This is a genomic window from Candidatus Poriferisodalis sp., assembly GCF_965208925.1.
GTDB lineage: Bacteria > Actinomycetota > Acidimicrobiia > Acidimicrobiales > Poriferisodalaceae > Poriferisodalis.
The window spans coordinates 2,243,131-2,267,141 of the sequence record NZ_OZ242364.1 but is presented as its reverse complement, the minus strand read 5'-3'; the positions used below and the strand labels follow the sequence as shown (position 1 = coordinate 2,267,141).

General features: G+C 68.8%; 22 protein-coding genes. 7 read left to right on the top strand and 15 right to left on the bottom strand.

Annotated features, from left to right (window positions below):
• Positions 1-62 precede the first annotated feature (62 nt).
• From ACOGI5_RS09960 to npdG, 5 genes are all read right to left on the bottom strand, one after another.
• The gene (locus ACOGI5_RS09960) at positions 63-1,061 is read right to left on the bottom strand and encodes a phosphatidylinositol mannoside acyltransferase (protein ID WP_419865468.1); all 999 of its coding nucleotides are present in this window, start codon (positions 1,059-1,061) and stop codon (positions 63-65) included.
• 23 nt (positions 1,062-1,084) lie between these two features.
• The gene (locus ACOGI5_RS09955; protein WP_419864264.1) at positions 1,085-1,678 is read right to left on the bottom strand and encodes a CDP-alcohol phosphatidyltransferase family protein; all 594 of its coding nucleotides are present in this window, start codon (positions 1,676-1,678) and stop codon (positions 1,085-1,087) included.
• 2 nt (positions 1,679-1,680) lie between these two features.
• Positions 1,681-2,196, bottom strand: a complete 516-nt coding sequence (locus ACOGI5_RS09950; protein WP_419864263.1) for a hypothetical protein — start codon at positions 2,194-2,196, stop codon at positions 1,681-1,683.
• 162 nt (positions 2,197-2,358) lie between these two features.
• Entirely contained in the window at positions 2,359-3,477 is a 1,119-nt protein-coding gene (locus ACOGI5_RS09945; RefSeq protein ID WP_419864262.1) for a cysteine--tRNA ligase, read from the bottom strand.
• A 30-nt stretch (positions 3,478-3,507) separates the two neighbouring features.
• Complete coding sequence (gene npdG / locus ACOGI5_RS09940) at positions 3,508-4,314, bottom strand: NADPH-dependent F420 reductase (protein ID WP_419864261.1); 807 nt, start codon at positions 4,312-4,314, stop codon at positions 3,508-3,510.
• 198 nt (positions 4,315-4,512) lie between these two features.
• On the opposite strand from npdG, the gene fabI reads away from it, so the two are divergent.
• Positions 4,513-5,292, top strand: coding sequence for an enoyl-ACP reductase FabI (gene fabI, locus ACOGI5_RS09935; protein ID WP_419864260.1), 780 nt, complete (start codon positions 4,513-4,515; stop codon positions 5,290-5,292).
• Positions 5,293-5,298: 6 nt separating this feature from the next.
• Here the strand turns inward: fabI and lysS are convergent, their stop codons facing one another.
• From lysS to ACOGI5_RS09920, 3 genes are read right to left on the bottom strand one after another with little or no spacing between them, the layout of a single operon-like run.
• On the bottom strand, positions 5,299-6,909 hold the full coding sequence (lysS, locus tag ACOGI5_RS09930; protein WP_419864259.1) for a lysine--tRNA ligase: 1,611 nt from the start codon (positions 6,907-6,909) through the stop codon (positions 5,299-5,301).
• A gap of 60 nt (positions 6,910-6,969) precedes the next feature.
• A complete protein-coding gene (locus ACOGI5_RS09925) occupies positions 6,970-8,091 on the bottom strand; it encodes a hemolysin family protein (protein WP_419864258.1) in 1,122 nt (373 codons plus the stop codon).
• On the bottom strand, positions 8,088-9,446 hold the full coding sequence (locus ACOGI5_RS09920) for a hemolysin family protein (protein WP_419864257.1): 1,359 nt from the start codon (positions 9,444-9,446) through the stop codon (positions 8,088-8,090). Before ACOGI5_RS09920 ends, ACOGI5_RS09925 begins: the two co-directional genes overlap by 4 nt.
• Before the next feature lie 95 nt (positions 9,447-9,541).
• On the opposite strand from ACOGI5_RS09920, the gene ACOGI5_RS09915 reads away from it, so the two are divergent.
• From ACOGI5_RS09915 to ACOGI5_RS09890, 6 genes are all read left to right on the top strand, one after another.
• Positions 9,542-11,482, top strand: coding sequence for an ABC transporter ATP-binding protein (locus ACOGI5_RS09915; RefSeq protein ID WP_419864256.1), 1,941 nt, complete (start codon positions 9,542-9,544; stop codon positions 11,480-11,482).
• The gene (locus tag ACOGI5_RS09910; protein ID WP_419864255.1) at positions 11,476-13,704 is read left to right on the top strand and encodes an ABC transporter ATP-binding protein; all 2,229 of its coding nucleotides are present in this window, start codon (positions 11,476-11,478) and stop codon (positions 13,702-13,704) included. Before ACOGI5_RS09915 ends, ACOGI5_RS09910 begins: the two co-directional genes overlap by 7 nt.
• Positions 13,701-14,492: an ABC transporter ATP-binding protein gene (locus ACOGI5_RS09905; protein WP_419864254.1), complete on the top strand. Its 792-nt coding sequence runs from the start codon at positions 13,701-13,703 to the stop codon at positions 14,490-14,492. Before ACOGI5_RS09910 ends, ACOGI5_RS09905 begins: the two co-directional genes overlap by 4 nt.
• Before the next feature lie 31 nt (positions 14,493-14,523).
• Positions 14,524-15,063 (top strand): nuclear transport factor 2 family protein, encoded by a 540-nt coding sequence (locus tag ACOGI5_RS09900; RefSeq protein ID WP_419864253.1) that lies wholly within the window; start codon positions 14,524-14,526, stop codon positions 15,061-15,063.
• A 3-nt stretch (positions 15,064-15,066) separates the two neighbouring features.
• Positions 15,067-15,765, top strand: coding sequence for a hotdog domain-containing protein (locus ACOGI5_RS09895; RefSeq protein ID WP_419864252.1), 699 nt, complete (start codon positions 15,067-15,069; stop codon positions 15,763-15,765).
• Positions 15,766-15,957: 192 nt separating this feature from the next.
• Positions 15,958-16,632, top strand: coding sequence for a hypothetical protein (locus tag ACOGI5_RS09890; protein ID WP_419864251.1), 675 nt, complete (start codon positions 15,958-15,960; stop codon positions 16,630-16,632).
• An 8-nt stretch (positions 16,633-16,640) separates the two neighbouring features.
• Here the strand turns inward: ACOGI5_RS09890 and ACOGI5_RS09885 are convergent, their stop codons facing one another.
• The 7 genes from ACOGI5_RS09885 to coaE form a co-directional block, all read right to left on the bottom strand.
• On the bottom strand, positions 16,641-18,119 hold the full coding sequence (locus ACOGI5_RS09885) for an ammonium transporter (RefSeq protein ID WP_419864250.1): 1,479 nt from the start codon (positions 18,117-18,119) through the stop codon (positions 16,641-16,643).
• Between the two features lie 88 nt (positions 18,120-18,207).
• A complete protein-coding gene (locus tag ACOGI5_RS09880) occupies positions 18,208-19,599 on the bottom strand; it encodes a hypothetical protein (RefSeq protein WP_419864249.1) in 1,392 nt (463 codons plus the stop codon).
• A gap of 58 nt (positions 19,600-19,657) precedes the next feature.
• Positions 19,658-20,935, bottom strand: a complete 1,278-nt coding sequence (locus ACOGI5_RS09875) for an acyl-CoA dehydrogenase family protein (protein WP_419864248.1) — start codon at positions 20,933-20,935, stop codon at positions 19,658-19,660.
• A gap of 88 nt (positions 20,936-21,023) precedes the next feature.
• Positions 21,024-21,536, bottom strand: coding sequence for a hypothetical protein (locus ACOGI5_RS09870; protein WP_419864247.1), 513 nt, complete (start codon positions 21,534-21,536; stop codon positions 21,024-21,026).
• Positions 21,533-22,387: an HAD family hydrolase gene (locus ACOGI5_RS09865; RefSeq protein ID WP_419864246.1), complete on the bottom strand. Its 855-nt coding sequence runs from the start codon at positions 22,385-22,387 to the stop codon at positions 21,533-21,535. Before ACOGI5_RS09865 ends, ACOGI5_RS09870 begins: the two co-directional genes overlap by 4 nt.
• A 100-nt stretch (positions 22,388-22,487) precedes the next feature.
• On the bottom strand, positions 22,488-23,387 hold the full coding sequence (locus ACOGI5_RS09860) for a PaaI family thioesterase (RefSeq protein WP_419864245.1): 900 nt from the start codon (positions 23,385-23,387) through the stop codon (positions 22,488-22,490).
• The gene (gene coaE, locus ACOGI5_RS09855; protein WP_419864244.1) at positions 23,384-24,010 is read right to left on the bottom strand and encodes a dephospho-CoA kinase; all 627 of its coding nucleotides are present in this window, start codon (positions 24,008-24,010) and stop codon (positions 23,384-23,386) included. Before coaE ends, ACOGI5_RS09860 begins: the two co-directional genes overlap by 4 nt.
• Position 24,011 lies beyond the last annotated feature (1 nt).

Below are 24,011 nucleotides of genomic sequence, written 5' to 3'. Positions count from 1 at the left end.
ACTGTCCAACGCGACGCTAGGCGCGGCACAGATGCCGCAACAAGCCCAATCGGGGCTCGCTGCTATGGCGCCTCAGTCCCGCCGCCGGCGCCGGCGGTTCGATCTGATGGCCAATTGGGGCCGAAGAGATGCCACTGATGCGGTTCTGCGGCGATCAGCGTCACGAGCTCGTCGGCGAGCCGCTGGGTGACCGCGGTCACGTCGTCGCGCAGGCGCCCGCGCCGCGTGACATCGATCGGCGGCCGAACCGTGCCCAAGTGCCTGCCCCGGGGGCGGAAGTACACGGCAGTCGGCAGCAGAGCGGCGCCTGATCGCAGCGCCAGCATTGCTGGGCCCGCCGGCAAGGTGGTTCGCTCGTCTCCGAAGGTCACCTCGATGCCGTCGCTGGTGAGATCGCGGTCGCAGAGCAGGCAGACGATCTCGTTGCGGCGCAGTGCGCCGAGCACCTCGCGTCCGGCATTCGGCCCCAGCGGCACCACCCGCATGCCCAGTCGTTCACGGAAATCGGCGAACCACTCGAACAGCTCCGGCGGATCGAGCGGTTCCACCACCACGGTGATCGGCAGTCGATTGACCGTCGCCATCCAGAACCCGGCCCACTCCCAGCCCCCTAAGTGCGGCAGCGCCAAGATGACGCCGTTGCCGCGTTCGAGGGCTTCCTCCACATGGTGATAGGCCGGAACGTCGATGCCCTGGTCCAGGGTGAGTTCGCTCAGCGCCGGCAGGCTGAACGATTCGAGCCAATAGCGGGCATAGGAGCTGAACGCAGCCGCGGTGGCCCGACGGAGATCTTGCGGCGAGTCTGCGGTCCAACGCTGCGCTCTGGCCTGATGCCGCTGCACCATCGCTGCCTTGGCCGGCATCAGCCGGGCGAGTGCCGGGCCGGCCAGCTTGGCCGCTCGTTCGGTGAGCCACAGCGGCGCCAAGCGGGCGGCTGACGCTCCCGCCTTGTACCCGATCACTATGGCCCTGTCCCGGCCTCTCAGCCGGCGAGCCCTGTCCCGGCCTCCCAGCCGGCGAACCCTGTCGCGGCTTCCCAGCCCGCGAACCCTGTCGCGCACGCGCTCCAGGAATGGCACCGCGTTCACTGCGACATACGTGCGCTGGCCTGGCGCCACACCTTCACGAAGCGCATCACCGCAGTTACCACAGACAGCGCCAGCAGCACCCAGAGCAGCGGGATGAGCAGCACTTCGAAGGCAACCGCCACGGCGAGCACCACCGTCCGCTCGGCGCGCTCCATCAGCCCGCCCTTGGCCTCGAAGCCCAGCAGCTCGGCCTTGGCCCGCTCGTAGGAGATCACGGCGCTGACGCCGAGCACTGCCATGGGCAGCACTGCCCACTGGGCGCCGTGCTCGCCGGCGAGGTACCAGGCGATGCCGCCGAGCAGCAAACCGTCGGTGACCCGGTCGGCCGTCGAGTCGAAGAAAGCACCCCGGCTCGACGAGGTTCCCCGGGCTGCTGCGACCGGACCGTCAAGGAGGTCGGACAGCGCCGTGATCACCAGGAACACGGTTCCCAGCACGAGCCGGCCGGCGCCGATGGCCACCGCACTGGCGGCGGACATGACAAGCCCGAGCCCGGTGAGCACATCTGCGCTCAGGCCGATCGCCGCAAGGCCGCGCCCGATCGGCGCCGTGACACTGTCGACGCCCTTGCGGAACTTGCCGTCGAACATGGTCAGCCCTCGTCGTCGGGCGACGTGGAGATCCAGGTCTCGGGATTGTCCTCCAGCCACTTCTCAAGCACCGCGCCGTTCAAGGCGTCCACCAGCACCAAGCCCCGCCGCTTGGGCGGATCCTCCGCCGAGTAGACGAGCACCCGCCAGGTCGGGCGGCTCATCCAACCGCGCCAGCCGAGCTGGGCGCTGGCATGACCGACCGCGAAACCGACGTCGGCGACGGCGGCCACCAGCGCCTCGTTCTCATTGACCGCAAATCGGCGGCCTGCGGCAAATTGGTAGAGCCCGAACAACGCGAGCAGCACTCCGCCCGCCACCACGCCCTGATTGAGGAGCACGGCGTCGGTGTCGGCAGCCAGCGCCGCTGTCGCGGCCCAGACGCCCGCTGCGAAACACAGCGCGCCGGTGATGCGCCTGCGGGAATTGTCGGGGAACTTGTAGGCGCCGACGAAGCCCCGATCCAGATCGGCTGGCAGCTCGTCGCGCACCTCACCGAGTTCTTCGGGCTCGGCCATCGGGGCCAACGCTACCGGCGCTCTCACAGCGAGCCTGCTGCCCTCTGGTCAGCACGGCAAAATCGACAGGGGCCGACTGCGGCGGGAATCGTAGGGTGCCGGAGGGACTGGCCCGCTGGCTCTGCCAAGCGACACAGCGGGCCGGTCCTCCTGCGCAGAAGCCTACAACACGACCCCCAGCAGGGCCGCTGCGTCACTGACCGGCTCGCCGGCATCTGCGGCGGCGTCAATCTCGGCCAGGGCGCCCGGTGCATCCAGGTCGTCGTCGAGCCGCTCTCGCACGCGTGCCAAAGCGCCGTCCCCGCGGCCCGCGACTCGCCAGCGCTCCAGGCGCTGGGCCGCATCTACCAGCCGGCGCTCGGTCCAATCCCAATCGGCGCGGTAGTGAGCGCCCAGCAGCGCCAGCCGCACCGCCATGGGTTCCCACTGCTTGCGCAGATCGGCCACAAAGACAAGGTTGCCCGCCGACTTGGCCATCTTGGCGCCGTGGTGGCGCACCATCGACGTATGCATCCAGTGGCGCACGAACGGCCGCCCGGTCGCGGCCTCCGACTGCGCCCGTGAGCACTCGTGATGCGGGAACACGAGATCGCTGCCCCCGCCGTGCACATCGACCGTCTCGCCGAGATGCGCCAGCGCCAGTGCCGCACACTCCACGTGCCATCCAGGGCGGCCGAAGCCCCATGCGGAGGACCACTCAGGCTCGCTTGGCGCCGAGCGCTGCCAGAGCACGAAGTCGAGCGGGTTGCGCTTGTTCGGGTCGTCGGGCCGCCCGCCGCGGCGGCGCGCCAGATTCACCATCTCGGCGGCATCGAGGCCGCACAGCCTGCCGAAGCTCTGCGCCGCAGAAGTGTCGAAGTACACGTTCTCGCTGGTGCGATAGGCGTGGCCGCTTCGCAGCAGACGCCCGATCAGCCGCCGGATCTCGGTGATGGCCGATGTCGCTCGGGGCTCGACGTCGGCGGGCAGCAGGCCCAGCGCCGACATGTCCGCGTCGAACGCCGCGAGCGACCCGGCAGCCAAGTCCAGGTAGTGCACGCCCACGGCACGCGCCCGCGCCAGCAGATCGTCGTCGACGTCGGTGATGTTGCGAACGCAACGGGTGCGGCATCCCAGGTCCCGCAATCGGCGCTGGAGCACGTCATAGGCCAGAAACGTGGCAGCGTGACCGACGTGGGTGGCGTCGTACGGCGTGATGCCGCACACGTACATCCGCACGGTGCTTCCCGGTTGCGCGTCGAGCGGCACGACGGCTCGCCGCTGGGTTTCGTACAGCTTCATCGCTCTGCTTGCAGAGCCCGGCACATCGGATCAGTCGGGGACGGTCTCAGCGGCCGGTTGGGCGGCTTCGGTGCCGCTCGGCCCGCCGCCCAGCACGCTGATCGGCACGTGATCCAGCCCCACGAGGCGGAGCGCGACCCGGGTGCGGTACCGGGTGTTGAGCTGCATCAGCACAGCAGTGAACGCTTCGATGGCGGTGGCGTTGGACAGGTTGCCGCAGTCGAGCGCCCGTGCGCCGGGCATGCGATCCACGATCTCGGCGATGTGCCAGGTGGCCTCGCGATGGTCACTGCAGATGAGGATGTCGCCGTGCACCGGCTCGTCGAGATTGCCCAGCTCGGTCGCAGGCACGTGCTGGAGGGCAGCCGCAACCCGCGAGTCGGGCAGGGTGGCCTGCACCGACGCAGCCACGGAGCCTCTCGGCGGGATGAGCGGCACGAACTCGTCGTCGACGCGGGCCAGCGCGTTGGACATGGTTGCCACCACCTTGCCGCGCAGCTGCTCGGCCACGTCCCGTGCCGTGATGGCCGCCGCATCCCAGGGCGTCGCGATCACCACTGTGGGCTCGGCTGCAGCAAGGCTGTTGGCGCCAGGATGGATGCGCAGCTGGCGGTCGGGCCAGCGATCCACGATGTTGTCCACCACCTCCATCGACCGATACTTCGAACGCGAGCCCAGCGTGACCTCACAGCCGATGTCGGCCAGCCGGGCTGCCAATGCGGCGCCGGCGGGACCGGTGCCGCCGATGATGCCGATCCGGGTGGGTTCGGCGCCGCCTGCGGGACCCGCTGCTGCGACCCCGTCCACGGCCCCATTGGGGGTTGCATCTGCTGGCACGGCAGTCACGGTACGGCCGAGCGCGCTCGGCAGCAATGTGACCGGCCGGCGTCTCGCCCGGTGGCTCGGCCTCGGCGCGCCGGATCACGTGCACTCCCGCCGGCAGCGGCACCCAAGTGGCGCGTGGCGCAGCGGTAGCGTCCGGCGAAGAACGGTGCTGTACGCGGCAGCGCCCAGACACCCAGCGGAGGCGAGAGCGTGGCGGGCAGCGGAATCGTGGAAGGCAAGAAGTTCCTCATCACCGGCGTGCTGACCGATGCCTCGCTGGCGTTCAACGTGGCCCGCTTGGCGCAGGAGCACGGCGCCGAGGTAGTGCTCACCGGCGCCGGCAGGGGCATCCGGCTTACCGAACGAGCGGCCCGGCGGCTGCCCGACCCGCCCGATGTCCTGCCGTGCGACGTAACCCTGCCCGACGAGATCGAGGCGGTACGAGCCGATCTGGAGCAACGCTGGGGTCGGCTCGACGGCCTGCTGCACGCCATCGGCTTCGCGCCCGCAAGCTGTCTCGGTGGCAACTTCCTCCATGCCCCCTGGGAGGATGTCGCCACGGCGCTGAACATCTCCGCTTACAGCCTCGCTGCGCTGACGTCGCCGATGGCGCCGTTGCTGGCGGATGCCGAGGGCGCAGTGGTCGGGCTCACGTTCGATGCCAGTGTGGCGTGGCCGGTCTACGACTGGATGGGCGTGGCCAAGGCGGCGTTCGAATCAGCGGCGCGCTACTTGGCCAAGTCGCTGGGACCGCAGGGCATCCGGGTGAACCTGATCTCGGCGGGACCCATTCGCACGATGGCTGCCAAGTCGATTCCCGGCTTTGCCGAATTCGAAGATGCATGGACCGAACGGGCGCCACTGGGCTGGGACATCACCGACAGCGAGGCAGTGGCTCGCAGCACCCTGGCATTGATGTCGGACTGGTTCGGCGGCACCACCGGAGAGATCGTGCACGTGGACGGCGGTTACCACGCAATGGGCGCCTAACGCCGATCAGCCCAATCGCTGGAGTGTCTCGTGACGGCCGAGGAATTCGAGATAGCTGCCGGCTCGCGGTCCAGTTTCGGAACCGAAGAGCACCTTGTAGAGCGCCTCGAAGACCAACGCTGCATCATCCTTGGGGTCGATCTCGACGCCGCGTGCTGATTCGAATATCTCGTCCTGTATGGCCCGGGCGCTCCATGGCTCCAGCGCTTCGAGCCGGCGCGCAAGCTCATCAAGGAAGGCGATCTGACGGTCGCTCAGCTCATCGCGTTGCCGGATCGCCTCGGTCGCATCGAGCATTGCAAACGTGCCCGCGAGATCGGGTCGGGTGTCCATCAGCTGCTTCGCCGCTTCAGCCTTGTCATCCAGCCACGCCGACTCCGCCTCAGTGAGCTGGACGCCGAGCGACGCGATGTGGTCGTCGAGCTGCATGTGCGGCTGCTGAGACAGGCTCAGCACGGAGTCGAAGGGCGGGCTGAACTCGGGCGCCGGCGGCACGTCCGCCCTCGCCGTCGAGCGTGAGATCGAGTAGAGCTGAGCATCGTTGGGGCGCGGTTCCGCACTCGCTGCGGATCGCCAGAGCCGCTCGTACTCGACGAACGCTTTGGTGAGGCCGGGCACGTCAAGCGCGAAGTCGATGGCTCGGCGCGGCTGGGTTCGAAGCACGACATAGCGCAGCAATTCGGGCGGCAGCAGCTCGACCAGGTCCGACGATGTCATGCCGATGCCCCGTGACGAGCTCATCTTGGCGCCGCCGAGCGTGAAGAACTCGTACGGAACCGGCACCGGCACCGGGCACTGCAGCACTTGGCGCGCCAGCGCAGAGGACACCTCGTGCGAGCCGCTGGCAGCCATGTGGTCCTTGCCGGCGCCTTCGATCGAGACCCCGAAGAGCTTCCACTTGGCGGCCCACTCCAGCTTCCACGGCAGCTTGCCGTTGCCGCCGAACGGGCTGATGCGGCCCCGGTGTCCGCAGCCGGTCGCCCAGGCCACGAGGTCGGCCCGGCACTCATACGCCACGGTCTCGCCGTCGTAGTCAGTCGCATACGTGGTGCCGATGCGGCCGCACTGCTCGCAGATGGGCTGGAACGGCAGCCAGTCGTCGGCACGCTCGGCTCCGCTGAGCCTGAGGTAGATCTGCCTCACGTCGGCCGCGGCTCGCAGGAACGCATCGATGATGCCGTCGAGCCGGCCAGACCGGTAGATGTCGCTGATGCGGTAGAACTCGGCGTTCACGCCGAGCTTGTCGAACGGCCCGGGTGTGTCATCGGCCGGCGAGTCGGCGGAATCGAACCACTTCCCGGTGAATTCGCCGAAGTAGGCCTCAGCCATCGAATCGCCACGAAAACCCTCAGGCGCTGGGGCTGCCCACAGGGGCTTGCCGAGGTGCTCGACGAAGTGCTCGCCGGTGCCGAACGGGATCTCGTCGACTGCGTCCATGTCGTCGCAGCCGTACATGAACGTCGCATCCAGGCCACGCTCGCGGGCCGCCCGGGCCAAGGCGTCGTGGATCAGCACGCCGCGCAGCGAGCCCACGTGCGCTCGGCCGCTGGGCGTCTTGGAATCGTTGACCACAACCTGCCCGGGGCAGCCGTCGAGCGCTTTGTCGATCCAAGTCATGATGTGGGTCCTCGGCCGCACGGGGCCTCGCAACGAGCGCGGGAGCCTAACCAGCAGGGCCTAACCAGAAGCGAGTGTGCCACCCCCGGGACCGCCTGTCGCGGCAGTTTTCTCGCCGACACTGCCGGGATCGCCGATCAGGCTGCGCAGCAGGTCGTCGAGGGCCACGACCCCGAGCGTGCGCCGCTCAGCATCGGCGACGACGGCAAGGTGGATCCGTGTGCGCTGCATGCGGCGCAGCGCCCTGTCGAGCGCCACGTCGGGGCCCAGCCGCAGCATCCGGCGCACGAGGCCGCGGCCGGCAGGCTGCGCGGCAGCGAGACGGTCAGCTTCGGCGAGGTCGCCGGCGTCGCGCACCGCAGAGATCGCCAGATCATTGCTGTGCAGCATTCCTCGCACATCGTCGGGTCCGTCGCCGAGCACGACCAGCCGTGAATGGCCGGTGCGGGCGAATTGCTGCTCGACCTCGGTGAGCGGGTCGGCCAGCCGCACGGCCGCAACAGCGCCCGCGGGCGCCATGATCTCGCTCACCTTCGTTGCCTCGAACCGCATGGCTCGCTCCAGCAGTGCCACGTCGGTCGGCGCGATATGGCCCTCGGCCAGCGAATCTTGCGCCATCAGCGTCAGCTCGGCGGGCGTCGCCACGTCGGCAAGCTCGGTCGTCGGCTCGACACGCAGCATCCGGGTCAAGCCGTTCGCCACCCACTGCAGCGCCCGGGCGACCGGACGGAAGACGGCGAGGTACGCAGCCATGGGCCGGGCCAGCACCAGCAGCGTGCGCTCGGGCCCGATGAGCGCCAGGTTCTTGGGCACCATCTCGCCGAACACCATGTGCAGCACCGTCACGATGCCCAGCCCGATGCCGAAGCCGATGGCGTGCAGCGCAGCGTCGGGGATCTCGATGATGCCGTGCACCGCCCGCTCGATGAGGCCAGCGATAGCCGGCTCGGTGAGGCGTCCGACTGCCAGCGAGCACAGGGTGATGCCCAACTGCGCTCCCCCGAGCGTGGTCAGCACGTCGGACTGCATGCGCTGCGCTGCCGATGCCGAGCGCTTGCCGGTCGCTGCCTGACGGTCCACCGCGGCGCGCTTCGCGCCGATGAGGCCGAACTCGATCGCGACGAATGCCCCGTTGAACACGATGAGCACCAGGCCCACGGCAATGGCCAGCGTGGTCATCATGGGTCGTCCGCCCGATCGTCAACCCCGTCCACCCCGTCGTCGCCGTCGCTGTCACCGGCGGCCGCGGGCGGTGGGCTGACTCTGACCTCGGCCACCCGGAGCCCATCGGTATGGGTGACGTCGAGCTGCCAGCCGTCCCATGTCACGACGGCGCCCGCCGAGGGGATCTCGCCGAGGCGTTCCAGCACGAAGCCCGCCAGCGTCTCGTAGGGGCCTGATGGCACCGCCAGGCCGGCGGCCTCCTCCACTTCGTCGAGCGTGGCGGCGCCCGCGAGCGTCACCGGCTGTCCCGGTCGCCGGGAGGTCAGCAGGGCAGGCTCGTCGAACTCATCGGCGATGTCGCCCACGAGTTCCTCGGCGATGTCCTCCCGCGTGAGAATCCCGGCTGTGCCGCCGTGCTCGTCCACCACCACGCACAGCCGGCAGTCCGACGCGGCCATGTCTGCGAGGACGCCGTCGAGTTTGCGGCTCTCGGCCACCACCACGACCGGACGCATGATCGCCCCGACCGGCGTGTCGTCGCGCTCGGCCACATCGATGCTGAACACGTCGCGAACCTCTGCGATGCCGAGCACGTCGTCCGAACTCGCTCCCAGAACCGGGAAGCGCGAATGCCCCCTGGCGCGCGCCAGCTCCACCAGTTCCGTGAGCCTCGCTTCAGCGCCGATGGCTGACATCGACGTACGCGGCGTCAGCGCGTCGGCGGCGTCCTTGCGACCCAAGCGCAGCGTTCGCACCAGCAGATCGGCTTGACCGTCGCTGAGCGTCCGCTGGCGCGACGAGCGCACCACGTACTCCAGCTCGTCGCGGGTGCGCACGATGCGAAGCTCCTCGGTGGGCTCGAGGCCGAGTCCTCGCACAGTGGCGTTGGCGATGCCGTTGAACAGCAGCGTGAGCGGCGCAGCGACGGTCCCGTAGAGACGCAGGACGGGCGCCAGCACCAGCGAGGTTCCCAGCGGCCGCGACACGGCCAGGTTCTTCGGCAGCAGCTCGCCGAACACCATCTGGACAACCGCAGCGAGCGCGATCGCCACCACGGCGACCACCCCGGCTGATGCCAGCGGGGGGCCCCAGCCGCCCAGCGACCATTCGATCAGCCGGCCGACGGTGTCCTCAGCGATGATGCCGAGCACCAGCGACGTGAGCGTGATGCCGAGCTGGGCGCCAGCGAGATGGAAGTTGAGCCGCCGCAGCAGCGACCGTACGCCGCGGGCTCGTCGCTGCCCCTGGCCGGCCAGAACGTCGACCTGCGAGGTGTCAACGGCCAGCAAGCAGAATTCGCCAGCCACGTACACGCCGTTCAAGACGATGAGCGCGACGACAATCCCAAGTCCTGCGATGAGTCCCAGCGTCATGCCGGTGCCGTGCACCCCCGAGCGCCCCAGTGGCAGCGCCCACGGTACCGGTTCGTCCCGGCTCGGCCCGCAGGCGCGCCGGTAGTCTCGCCGGGATGCGGGTAGCCCCACCAACTGCGCCCGCGGAGTCCGCTGCGCAGCCCGAGCACCATGGGGATTGGATCCGCGCCGACCCATCGCTGAGCTGGATCCGTCGGCTCGGACCGCTGCTGCGACGCCAGCGGGCGCGCATCGTCGTCGCGCTGATCGCGGTCATCGTGGCGACCGGCGCGGGGGCCGTTGCCCCAAGAGTGGCTGGCTACGCCGTCGATGCCGCTGTGCCGGGCCCCGACGGCGCGACCTCGGGCTCGCTGTGGGCGTTGGTCATCGTCCTCGTGGGGCTCGGCGTGGCCCGCGGCGTCTCCACCTTCGTCTACCGCAACTCACTCTTCTCGATGGGCCACCGGGTCGAGTTCCAGCTGCGCACGCTGCTGTTCGCCCACCTCAGCCGGCTGTCGTTCGCGTTCTACGACCGGGTGCACACCGGCGAGATCATCTCCCGCTCCAACTCCGACATCCGCTCGGTGCAGATGTACCTGGCCTTTGCGCCGATCGTGTCGGGCCAATTGCTGAGCTTCGTGGTGGCCATCTCGCTGATGGCGTGGATCAGCCTGCCCCTGACTGCCATCACGATGCTGATCATGCCCGCCGTCTACGTGCTGGGCCAGCGGCTGCGGCACATCATGTTCCCGCTGTCGTGGATCATCCAGTCGCGCAACGCAGAGGTCGCCACCGTGACCCACGAGAGCGTGAACGGCGTGCGTGTCGTGAAGGCCTTCGCCGCCGAGGCCCGGCAGGTAGAGGAGATGGCCCGGGCGACCCAACGGCTGCGCTGGGCCAACATGCTGCAGCACAACAGCAGGGCGCACTACACGCCGGTCATCGAGAATCTTCCGCGCATGGCCCAGGCCATGCTGCTGCTGGTCGGCGGACATCTGATCATCGGCGGCTCGCTCTCCGTCGGCGACCTGATGTCCTTCTACCTGTACATCCTGCTCCTGCAGGCGCCGTTCCGTTTCATCGGGATGCTGTTCATCTTCGGCCAGCGGGCCAAGGCCTCTGCCGAACGCGTCTATCAGCTGCTCGATGAGCCGGTGCTGGTCGCAGACCGTCCCGGCGCCGTCGATCTGCCCCAGCGCCGCGGCCCGACGCGTGGGTCCGCAGGCATGGAAGTGCGATTCGACGATGTGCGTTTTGCCTATGGCACGGAGACCATCGGAGGCGTCAGGGGCACCGCCAGTGCCGATCGCGACGCGCCGCTGGTGTTCGACGGGCTGGACCTGCGCATCGGCGCCGGCGAGCGGGTTGCGATCGTCGGGCGAACCGGCTGCGGCAAGTCGACGCTCGCACGGCTGCTGATGCGCTTCTACAGCCTCGGCGGCGGCACGATCTCCGTCGACGGCTACGACGTGAACGACCTCACCGGCGAGAGCCTGCGGCGGGCCGTCGGCCTCGTCCCCGACGAACCGTTCCTGTTCTCGGCCAGCATCCACGACAACATCGCCTACGCACGACCCGATGCCGCCCGGTCCGAGGTGGTCGCCGCCGCCACCGCCGCGCAGGCCCATGAGTTCATCAGCGAGCTCGACGACGGCTATGACACGGAGGTCGGCGAGCGCGGGTACGACCTCTCAGGCGGTCAGCGCCAGCGCATCGCCATCGCACGGGCGATCCTCGCCGATCCTGCCGTGCTGATCCTCGACGACGCCACGAGCTCCATCGACGTGGCGCACGAGGCGAAGATCCACGATGCGCTCGCCGAGCTGCTCGCGGAGCGCACGACCATCGTCATCGCCCACCGGCTGTCCACAATCAGCCTGGCCGACCGGGTGATCCTGCTGGACGGCGGGCGGGTGGCGGCCGACGGCACCCACGCGGAGCTGATGGCCACCGAGCCTCGCTATGTCAAGGTGCTGGCTGCGGGGGGCGACACGCACGAGCACGACTCACTCAGCGTCGCAAGCGACGGCGCAGGCGGGAGCGGCAGCTCATGGTGATGGTCGGCGGCCCGGGCCACATGGGGCCGACCGCGACGCAGGCGAGCGCGGCGGCGGGACTGCCGTTCGCCGGTGTCCCGACCGAGATGCAGGAAGGCGCCAACCGGCTGCTGGAGCTCGAGCCCGAACACCCCGAGCCGGAAATCCATTTCGACCACGTGGCGGAGCGCGCCGATCCCCGGCGGGCGCGCCCGTACGGCCTCCGGGACATGCTGGTGCCGCACAGCTGGGGTGTCTTGGTGGCACTGCTGCTGCTCGGCGCCGAGACCGCGGCGATGCAGGCGATGCCGGTGCTGTTTCAACAAGGTGTCGACCGCGGCGTCAGGGAAGGCGACCGCTTCGCGCTCAACATGGTCGTGCTGGTCTTCGTGGGCGTCGTCGCAGCCAGCATCGTGCTCAGCCGGCTGCGTCAACGCCTGAACGGGCGCATTGCCGAGCAGGTCATGCACGACCTGCGGCTGCGCCTGTTCAGCCACTACCAGCGGCTCTCGCTGGACTGGTACACGACATCGAAGTCCGGGGTGCTGCTCAGCCGGATGACCTCCGACATGGAGTACGTGGCGCTGCTCATGAACGAGGGCTTCGTGAACCTGCTGATCCAGGTGCTCACCGTCGGCGTCGTGACCGTGGTGCTGTTCATCTACAACCCGCTGCTGGCGACGATCCTGCTCGTGGGAGTCATCCCGCCGCTGGTGGGGTTGACGCTGTGGTTCCGAGTACGCAGCGAGAAGGGCTACGGCGAGATCCGCGACCGCATCGCGGACGTGCTCGCCGACCTGTCCGAGAACCTGGCGGGGATCCGGGTGATTGCGGCCACGGGGCGGCGCCTCGAGAACGCCGTGCGGCACCGCAAGGTGACCGCTCGTTTCCGCGACGCCAACCTGTCCATGTCCAGAGTGCAGGCGATCTATGGCCCCAGCACCGAGGCGATCGGCATTGCCGCACAGGGGCTGATGCTGGCAATCGGCGGAGCGATGGTGCTGCGGGGCAGTCTCACCGTCGGGGAGCTGGGCATGTTCGTGCTGTATGTCACGACCTTCTTCGCCCCGATCCAGCAGCTCGCGCAGCTCTACAGCACCTACCAGCAGGGCCAGTCCGGTCTCCGCAAGATCAGCCAGGTCCTGGCGACGCAGCCGACGGTGCGCCAGCATCCCGACGCGGCCGAACTGCCACCGGTCAGCGGTCATATCCGGCTCGAGAACGTGTCGTTCGCCTATGACGACGATGCGGCGGCTGGCGAAGGGGACGGCGACGGGACCAGTGGGAACGGCGACGCCAACGGCGCGATTACTGCCGCGAAGATGCCGGCGAGAGAGGTCAACGCATCGTTCGATCCGATGGCGATGCCGGCGCTGGGCAACGGCGCCGGGCCTGCTCACGGCGGCAGCTCTCGCAGCGGCCTAGCGGATGGCGGCGTTGCTGACGGGGACATTTCTGACAGCGGCATCGCTGAGGGCCGCGAACTGCTCGACGACGACCCTCCCGAGGTGCTGAGCGAGGTCAGCCTGGAGATCCGCCCCGGCGAGACGTTCGCGTTGGTCGGGCCCACGGGCGCAGGCAAGAGCACGATCGCGAAGCTGATCATCCGTTTCTACGACCCGACTGAGGGTCGGATCACGATCGACGGCTGGGACCTGCGTGACGTGACGCTGTCGTCGCTGCGCAATCAGCTGGGCGTCGTTCCCCAGGAGCCGTTCCTGTTCCACGGCACGATCCGGGACAACGTGGCTTTCGGCCTGCGCGACCGCGCAGGGCAGGCCGGCCGCGACAGCGACGCGCAGCTCGACGCCGACATCGACGCGGCGCTCGACCTGGTCGGCCTGCGTCGCTTGATCGACAGCCTGCCCGAGGGTGCAGACACCCAGGTGCACGAGCGCGGCGTGTCGCTGTCGGCCGGCGAGCGGCAGCTCTTGGCGCTGGCCCGGGCATTCGTGGCGCGGCCGCGGGTGATCGTGCTCGATGAGGCCACCTCCAGCGTCGATCTCAGCACCGAGGCCGAGATCGAGGGTGCGCTGGACCTGCTGCTGGAAGGCCGCACGGCGGTGCTCATCGCGCACCGGCTGGCGACGGCGATGCGGGCGGATCGCATCGCCGTGATCGACGAGGGCGGCGTCGTGGAGCTGGGCACCCACGACGAGCTCGTTGCCCTCGGCGGTCGCTACGCCGAGATGTACGCCACCTGGGTGTCCCATGCCAGCGAAGGCGGGCGAGACCGCCCGTGAGCGAACGCCCGAGCGTCTCGCTGCGCAACGTGTCGGTCGTGTACGACGGCGCCACCGTGCTGGGACCGCTCGACTGGGACATCGCACCGCACGAACGGTGGATCGTGCTGGGACCGAACGGATCGGGCAAGACGAGCCTCATCAAGGTCCTGTCGCTGTACCGCTTCCCGACCACCGGCACGGTCGAGGTGCTCGGCGAGCGTTGGGGGGCGGTGGATGTGCGCGAGCATCGGCGGCGCATCGGCCTTGCGAGCTCGTCGCTGCGAGACCAATTCCGGCCCAACATCAGCGCCCTCGACATCGTGGTGACAGCGCGCTACGCGGCACTGGAGACCTGGTGGCACAGCTACGCCGATGCTGACCGGTCGAGCGCCCGGGCGTGCCTTGAGCGCGTGGGTGCCAGTCGGCTGGCTGAGCGGGCGTTCGCCACCCTGTCATCGGGCGAGCAGCAGCGCGTGCAGCTCGCCCGCACGCTGATGGGCCATCCCGAGCTGCTGCTGCTGGACGAGCCGACGGCCGGCCTGGACCTGGCCGGCCGCGAGCAGCTCGTGGCCAGCCTCGAATCGCTGGCCGCGGACCCCGACACGCCGGCGACCGTGCTCGTGACCCACCACACCGACGAGATCCCCCCGTCGTTCACTCACGGGCTACTGCTGCGCGACGGAGTGCCGCTGGCGTGCGGGGCACTGGACGAGGTGCTGACGGCGCAGTCGCTGTCGGAGTGCTTCTCGCACAAGCTGCGGCTGGAACGGCGCGATGGCCGCTGGCTGTCGTGGGCCGTCAGCTAAGGGTGCGGGCGCGGGCTGCGAGACTGGCGCCATGAGCGAACACCCCATCACTGGCGCCGACAGCGCCAGCAGTGATGACCGTGCCGGCGACACCGACAGCGCTGACCGTGCCGATGGCGCCGACGCTGAGATCGCGGCGTGCATCGAGGGCTATTTCAGCGCCTGCACCTCGGGCGATGCCGATGCCGTGGCCCGGCACTTCACCGATGACGCCGTCGTGTATGACACCAACCACGCGCCGGTACGGGGGGCAGAGGTGATCGGGCGCTTCTGGTCACGCATCGCCGCCAAATGGCAGGGCGCGTCATGGCACTGCGAGCGGCTCGTGACCGACGGCGAGACGGCGGCAATCGAGTGGATCATGAGCGGCACGATGGCGGCGCATCGCAGCACCGAGGCCGCCGAGCCGTTCGCCGTACGCGGCAGCGAGCACTATGACTTCGGCATTGACGGCGCAACCGGCGCACGGCTGATCTCGGAGATCCGCCAGTACTGGACGTTCGATCTCGATCACCCGTCCAGCGAGCTGGTCGACTACCCGTACGGCGACCTTGGCCGTCTCGGTGCCTGAGAGGTGACCTCAGCGTCGCGGGATAGCCAGCCGGGTGACGGGCGGAACGATCTGCACCTGATCTACCCCGATCCCCAGCTCGATGAGCGCAGTGCTGCCGCCGGTTCGCTGCGACGCTTGGCGCATGCGTTCGTGCGGCATCGCACCGACCCCCAGACGCTGGCCGAGATTGCTGCGTGGGCAGAACGCACCGCAGAGCACTTGGAGGCAGGCTCAGCGCCGGTGGCCCGCCCGGAGGACTACTTCGCCCGCCGCTACACCGATCCTCGGCCCGCTGACGGCGCCGAAGTCATGGCTTTCAGCGACCGAGCCTTCAGTGGGCCGGCCAATCCCACAGCGATGGAAGTCGACATGCGCCGTGACGGCGACGGAGTGCGGGCAGTGGTCACCTTCGGTGCCGCCTTCGAGAGTGCTCCGGGACGTGCGCACGGCGGCTCGGTGTGTGCCGTGGTCGATGACGTGCTCGGCTACCTCATGGTCTGCCTCGGCATCGCCGCCTACACGGCCCGCTTGGAGATCGACTACCGGGGCGGCGTCCCGATCGACGAGCCGGTGATCTTCTCCGGGCGCGAGACGCGGCGTGAGGGACGCAAATCCCACGTCGAGCTGGCAGTGCAGGCCGGCGACGCGCCGGCCGGGGCTCCGCCGCTGATCGAAGCCGCCGGGCTGTTCGTGATCGTCCCTTCAGACCAGCTCGCCTGATGTGAATGTCCGCATTCGCCCGCTAGGCTGCGCGCCGACCATGACGAGCTGTCGGCCGGGGGGCCTTCGGCGCACACCGTCGGGTCGGACTACTTCAACGCACGCTTTGTCGCTTGTGCGAGCGCTCATCCATCAGTCAGCCGCTGGTGCCGCCCGCAGCGAAACCACGAGAACCAACGACGACGGACTGACATGTATCTCTACGCAGACTTGGAAGCGATCGCGCGCTCAGGCGGCTATCAGGGTGCGCGCAACGGCATCTTCCGCATCGCGCCACCCGATGTTCAGAGTCTCCAAGCGGGCCTCGCCCGCAGCAGTCATGCCGATGTTCAGGCTCTTTCGACCGCAGTGGCGCAGCTTCGCAGGTGGATGGTGCACGGCGACAACCGGCCGCCACCGGTGCGCGGGGCAGGATTCGTCCGCAGCGACGGCGAAGTGTGGATGGCCTATACGACCCATGAGTCGCCTGCGATTGTCCGCGGCCGCGTCTCGCACTTCGAGGACCTCCGGATGTATCTGCCGGTGACGCTGCGTCCGGACTATGACGGTTCCTTGGGCGTGCGGACCAAGCCGCCCATCAAGCTCAGCTTCGATGAGACGCTCGTGCTGGAATCGCCGCACGGCAGCGTGGCAATCAGCGAGGCCGAGGCGAACAGCCTGGAGCGTTCGCTCTCAGCCTCGCTGCGGCGGGGCGATCGGCTCGGGGTGCTGTGCCTTCCGGGAGCATGGCAACCGGACGCCGCGAAGGCCCAGGAGGCCGCTCGGAATGGTCAGGCGGCTCCCCCTCCTGGAGGCACCATCTCCATGCAGCCTGCACCGCCGTTGTCGGCGGGCGATGCGGCAATCTCCGAGCGCGCCCGAAACTGAAGCGGGAATCAGTACTCGTCGAAATCGTCCGGGGCCAGCAGGAACTCCGGATGCGACTCGATGCCCAGTTCGCCTATGTCCTGACCGATGCGTTCGATCTCTTCGGCAACGCGCACCCCCATCACCAAGTCGATGAGCTTCCACACAACGAAGGACGCGGTCAGCACAAAGGCCATGACGGATCCCACGCCGACGAGCTGAGTTGCGAGGGAAACGTCGGTCGTGATGACCGCCGCCAGCGTGCCCCACACGCCGGCCACGAGGTGAACGGGCACGGCGCCGACGACATCATCGAGTCTCATCCGCTCGAGCAGCCACGTCGCGAGCGTGCAGAGCACGCCACCGATCGCGCCGATGATGACCGCCCACCAATGCTCGGCCATGGTGGGTGCCGCCGTGATGGACACCAACCCTGCGAGCGCGCCGTTCAGGCTTGAACTCAGGCCGACACGACCGAACACGCGGCGGCTGATGATGACGGTTGCCAACATGCCAGAGGCCGCGGCGAGGTTCGTATTGATCAACACGGCGCTCATGACAATCACGTCTTGCGGCGTCGCCAGAGAGCCGTGCGATCCAGCATTGAAGCCGAACCAGCCGAGCCACAGGATCAAGACTCCGAGCGTCGTGACCAGCACGTTTGACGGCGGAGTGGCCTTCACGGTGCCGTCGCGGCGGAACTTGCCGAAGCGAGGTCCGACCACCATCATGCCCACGAGCGCGGCACTTCCGCCCACCGTGTGCACAACGGTGCCGCCGGCGAAATCCTGGAAGCCGGCCTGCTCCAGCCAGCCGCCGCCCCATGTCCATGCGCCGACAATGGGGTAGATGAAAGCCGTGAGGAACACGGTGAAGAGCCAGAACGACCACAGTTTGACGCGTTCGAGCATCGCTCCCGAAACGATCGACGCAGTCGTGGCCACGAACAGCATCTGAAAGAGCCAGTTCGACATCGAGGCGCTGCCTGCGCCGATGGCGTCGCCGAGGCCTGAGACATCGTCGGCGAGCGCTGCGACCTCAACCTCCAGCGGCGAGTAGAGGAATCGGAAGGTGCCGATGAGGTCGCCGACGTCGACGTACATCAGGTTGTAGCCGATGAACAGGTAGGTGAGGGCGGCGATGGAGTAGATGCCGACGTTCTTCAGACAGATCATCGACGCGTTCTTCGTGCGCACCGTGCCGGATTCGAGCATCGTGAAACCGGCGCACATCCACATCACCAGCGCACCCCAGATCAGCAGCGAGAACGAACTGATGACGAACTGAAGGTCGGAATGGCCTGGTGCGGCAGCGGGTTGTGCCGCTAGGGCTGCAGCCGGAAAGGCGAGTACTGCTCCGAACGCAAGCAGCAGTGCCGCTGCAGCCTGGACGAGCCGAAGCGAGAATCGCCGAGCGCTACGCCAAACGAGGGGGGGGGGGGGGTACTGATGCGTCTTCTTGCGCGCCGAGCGGACCACCACCTCGTACACGCCGCCCGCTGGCCTCACAGCGGGACACCATACACAACGACAACGAATAGTCGCTGTTGTTCTTTTTCCTTCCGCGGCCTTCGAAGCTCGGGCGAGGCGCTCAGCCTCAGGGCGAACGCAAGATGAGCTGCCCCAGCGGCTCACCCACATTGGCCCGGCCCGACGGCAGCTCGCCCTCAGCAGCCTCGACGTCCCAGACCATGACGTCATTGTCGAGCGTGTACAGCAAATACCGGCTGTCGGGTGCCCACGCCATGTCTCCGAGATCCACACCGATCTCCGGCGAGTGGCGGCCCCAGTCCTCGTCCAGGTCCACCACCACGACTCCCGCTGGAGTGCCGTTGCCGTGCAGGAGCCGCAGCGCGATGCGATTGCCGTCCGGCGACATGAGCCCTTGCTCACTCCAGCGGTCCGGCGACGCTGCCTGCAGCTCTGCAGGCAGCTCCACTCGCCGCTCCGAGATCACCCCGGTGGCGATCGGGTAGCCCTCGCAGAACGTCGAGCAGTCCTGCGCCAGCTCGGCTTGGTCGTCGCGCTCGCCGAATCGGCCGGACGCCTCTGCGCAGATCTCCTCGCACCAGTCGTCGCGGCGCTCAGGGCCCACGGTGGCACTGAACGAGGTGTCGGTGATCTGGCAGCCGTACTCCTCGCACTGCAGCCGCACAACGTGACCATCGCCCACGGCAAGCACCCGGCCGGCACCGAGTTGCAGCGCCGCATTGCGCCCGTCGAGCGCCATGACGCTGCCTGCCATGGACACGACGACGTGGTCGCCGAGCGCACCGTGCACGATCGCCTCGTTGGGCATCTGCACTGCCGAGCGGAACACGCCGTCGGGGCCTACCACCCGCGCGAACAGATGCTCAGTGCCACGCACGACGCCGACGATCCCCGACGGGCTGTAGGCGGGCAGCACCTCGGTCACGTCTTCAGCGATGACGACGGTGTCCCCGCTGTCGATGTCCACCCGCAGCACGTCGCGCCCGATGCCCACCACGAGCGCCCCGTCGAGATCGACGAGCGTGTGCGGCAGGCCCGGCAACGGCACGTACCGCGCCTCTCCGGTCAGCAGATCGAGCTGGTACAGGAAGCCGCGGATGTTGCCCGTCGGGTCGCCGGCGAGCGTGGCGATCATCTCGGCGGCGGGACGTGCGGGCGGCAGCTCGCCGACGGCGGCGTCGAGCGCTGTCGGCGGCGGCAGCGTCGTGCGCGGCGGCTGTGCCGGTGCCGTGGTGGTCGTCGTCGCCGGGGGTTCGGTCGTGGTGGTCGCAGGCGCCAGCGCGGCATCGGACTCACCGTTGCCGCGCACCCATGCCACCACGAGCGCCGCGACTGCCAATGCCGCAGCGAGGCTCGCGAACACGGCCAAGCGCGGCGCTGACGACGGCCGTCGCTCCACCACCGTCTCCTGCACACTGGCGAAATCGGCACCGCCCTCAGGGAGGATCTCGAGGCCCTGCGGCGACTGGGGACCCTGGGGCGGTTCGGTCATGCTCACCGCTTCACATTCTGCGCCGATTGATGAGCCCGCGCGGCTTTCGGCTCAGTACAGCCCGTTACCAAGACGTGGCGTTCTGGACAAGCTCCCGGAATGGCGTCGCCGGATCGGGGCCAGGTTCGCGGGGCAGTCCGAGCACCCGCTCGCCCAGGATGTTGCGCTGGATCTCGTCGGTGCCGCCATAGATGGACGGTGCAGGCGAGAACACCGCCATCTCCTGCAGCACCCCGTCGGTTGCTGCAGCGTCGCCCCACAGGGTCATGTCCGCTCCGAGGATGGTGCTGGCGAGCGATCGGGCACGTCGCAACGCAGCCGTCATGCGCAGCTTTGCCAGGTTGCCCTCGCCGCCGGTGCGCTGAGACTTCTGCCGCCCGCGCACGGCGGAGAGTCGCATCAGCTCGATGTCGATATGCATCGCAGCGAGCTCCTGGCGGACAAGTGCGTCGCTGTCACGACCGCGGGCACGAGCCTCGGCGCTGAGCTGGTTGAACGTGCCCGGGCCCACTCCCCCAGCCGCCAGCGCAAGCCGCTTGCCGCGGAACGTGCCGGCCGGCCGGTCGAGGTGTCCCGCGATCGAGCCGGGGTGCGCAGCGGCGAAGGCGAGTCCGTGGCTGCCGCCGATGCCGGCACGCTCGACCATGAGCGTCGTGTTGGTCACGCGCCATCCGTCGTTGAGCTCCCCGATGATGTTCGCGTGGGGCACCCGCGCCCCATCGATGAACACCTCGTTGAACAGCGACCGGCCTGTCATCTCGCGCAGCGGCCGAACCTCCACGCCGTCCTGGTCCATCTCGAAGGCGAACCAGGTGAGGCCGCGGTGCTTCGGCGCTTCGGGGTCTGTGCGCGCCACGAGCATGCCCAGATCGGCATGCGAGCCTTCGGATGTCCAGACCTTCTGACCGGTGATGATCCACTCGTCGCCGTCGCGGATCGCCTTGGTCTGCAGACCGGCGAGGTCGCTGCCTGCGCCGGGCTCAGAGAACAACTGGCACCACGATTCGGCGCCGTTGAGAATGGTCGGCACGAAGCGCTCAATCTGTTCGGGCGTGCCGTGCTCGAGGACGGTGGGGGCGGCGAGCAGCATGCCGAGCCCGGCGGGCGAGCCGATGGCTTCGGCAGCGCGGATCGCGTCGACGAGCACGCGCGTCTCGGCGCGGCCCCAGCCCCTGCCGTACGGCTCAGGCAGCGTCGGGTTGGACAGCCCTGCGACGGCCAATCGCTGCCACCATTCGCGCACGTTGGCTTCGGGATCCCAGTTGTCCGCGAGCCAGGCATCGAGCTCGGACCTGAGCTCGCCACCCGACGTCGCGCCCACAGATGCCTGCCGCTCGCTCATGGCGGCGAACCCTAGCGTCGACCCCTGCTGACCCTTCGGTCGCAAAGCGGAGCCTGCATCACCCTTCCTCCGCAAAGCGCAGCCTGCATCACCCTTCCTCCGCAAAGCGGAGGAAGATCGCAGTGGCGGGAGCGAGGAAGAGCCGCCACGCCTGCAGGATCCCGCCGTTGGGGCCGCAGACCATCCGGGTGACCGAGCCCGCTGGCAGTTCCACGACGATCCTGGGGCTGAAGATCCACAGCAGCTGCAGACGCAGCGTGTAGCTGCCGGGTCGCAGCACGAAGCTCTCGGTCTTGTCGTCGCGAATCTGGCCCACGCGCTGACCCTCGATCAGGACGTGATAGCTGCGAATGGTGTCGCGGTAGTGATGGATGCGCTCCAGCACCAACTCGGCGGTGGCCCCGTCGGCAACCTCGGCCGCGGCGTCGGCTGAGTCGTCGTCGTCGACAACCTCCGGCATTCCCAAAGGCGTGCGCGGGGCCTTGGCGTTGTGATCGGCCATGCCGCGCCGCATTCGCTCCCAGATCGACAGCTTGGGCAACGCCGCCTCACCCTGCGATTCAGCCGGTTCAGGCGCGTCGCTGCCGGACTCCGACGTCATCTGGCTCTCTCCAGCAACTGCTCGACGACGACGGCGACGCCGTCTTCTTCGTTGCTCGGCGCAATGCGGTCGGCCACGTCGCGCACCGTGTCCGAAGCGTTCGACATGGCTACACCGTGGCCGGCCCACTGGAGCATTTCGACATCGTTGAGGCCGTCGCCGAAGGCCACCACATCGGTCGGCGCAATGCCGTAGCGCTGGCAGACGATCTCCAGGCCCGCCGACTTGCTGACGCCTGCAGCAGCGATTTCTGCCATGTCCAGTCCCGAGGGGCGGATTTCGGTGCCGAGCGGCATGTGCGGCGCGAGCTCGTCCACCATCGCCAGCGTGTCCATGCCGGGCGCATGAACGAGCCACGTCAGCACTGCGCCGTCGACCGCTGCGACGGCGTCGTCAACGTGCAGAACGCTCAGATCCGCGATCAAGTCGGTCGGCATCTCAGGAGCGAATCTGTGCTCCCACAGGTGCCGGCCATCGGCCATGTCGAGCCCGAGGCTCACGGCGGGCAGGAGCTTGCGCGCAATCTCGGCCGCCTCGATGGCCTCGAAGTGCGTCATTGACCTGTCAGCGATCCGTTCGCCGGCGACGGCATCCATCACCACCGCTCCGTTCAGGCACACCGCATAGGAGAGCACCGGAGCGCGGCGCAACACCGACTCGGTCTGGGGCCAGGGCCGGCCAGTGGCGAGCGCAGTGATGACGCCGGCATCGGCAAGCGACTCGAGCGCCGCCGCGGTTCGCTGGCTGAGCGCACCCTGACGGGTGATGAGCGTGCCGTCGATATCGAACGCGGCCAGTCGTGGCAGGCCGGCTCGAGGTCGAGCCAGAGTGCTGCGGGGCGGCGTGGTCATGCCCTGCACGGTAGAGGCACGGTGTGACACAGCGGAGGCGAATTCGGCTCGATGCGCCGCTCGATGCGCCGCGGCCGGCCGCACTCGGTCGCCAGCTCGGTCAATCCAGGTACGCAGCCGTCGCAGTGGCCGTCTGCAACAGGCGGTCGGTGCCCCCGGCTGTCTCGAAGATCCGGGTGCGACTGGTCACGATGTGATCAGTGTGGGCCAGCATCTCTCCATCGACACGGAACGGGCCGCCCCGTCCCGGCGCCAGATAGTGCACGTCGGCGAACACGCACCGGGACCTTCGCTCGCGGCTTGCCGCCAGCCCGGCAAGGTGGTTCGCCATCACCTCGGCCACCACGATCGACGCGCCGCCTTGCAGCGAGCCGAACGAGTTGCGGATGCGGTTGTGCATCGGCAGCTCGATGCGCGGCTCGCCCGGCACCGGCGTGATGCGCAGATATTCGTCGAGCGGCGGGCGGGGATCCAGCTCGTCGTCCTCTCGGTAGTCGACCGTGTTGTCGCGTGCAGTGGCATCCACCACCGGGGTGTCGTCCCGCCGCGGCAGCCGGGCATAGGTGCACGTGGAGCGGGCGATCTCGGTTCCCGCCCCGTCGACGACCGAAGTCTCGGTCACCACCTGGTTGCGACCGACCCGCAACGGCGCGCAGCGGGCCGTCACCTCGGTGCCCTCCGCACGCGCTGCCAGCACCGTCGAAAGGTGCAGCGTGGCCGACCAGTCGGGTGTCACCTGCAGCACGGCGTGGTGGCCCGCAACGGAGTCCACCAAGGTCGCAACCGCACCCAGGCGCAGCCAGCCGCCGTCCGCCAGCGGACCGTCGGCCAAGTCGTCCAGGATCGGCATGGTGGCTGTCAGCGTTCCGTCGGCGGACATCTGGTGGCCCAGTCGCAGGTGCCGCAGGATGTGGTTCTGCGGCGGGTAGCGGGCTGGCACATTGCCGGCTTCCTCCGACCCAGCCGCGTCGCTGCTCGCCTCAGCGGGGCCGGTGCTCATGTCGCACGCTCGCGTGCCAGCCTTTGCAAGGCATCCCACAGCTGCGCTGTCGCGTCCGCCAGCTCGTCGGTGCCGCCGCCGTTGTGGATGACGAAGTTCGACACCTCCCGCCGCTGCTCGTCTGTTGCCTGAGAGGCCAGCCGTGCCTTGGCGTCGTCTGCGCTCATGCCGCGTTCGATCAGCCGCTCCAGCCGTACGTCGGGTGGCGCCTCGACAGTCACCACCACCTCGTAGGGGAAGCGAGTGTCGCGGCCCAGCGTGCTCTCGGTGAGTACCGCCATGTCGAGCACGACGACGCCGGTCCCCTCAGCCGTCCCGATCGATTCGATTCGCTGGTCGAGCAGATCGTTGATCGCCGGATGGCTGATCTCGTTGAGGGCTGCGAGCTCGTCGGGATCGTTGAACACGATCGACGCGAGCGCAGGACGGTCGACACCGCCGTCGGGCCCGCGCAGCTGGTCGCCGAATCGCTCGAGCACCGGCTCGACGGCCGTGCCACCTGGGGCGATGATCTCGCGCCCGAGCGCGTCGACATCCACAATCGCCGCGCCGTGGGACGCCAGCAGCTCTGCCACGGTGCTCTTGCCAGCGCCGATGCCGCCGGTCAAGCCGACGATCAGCACC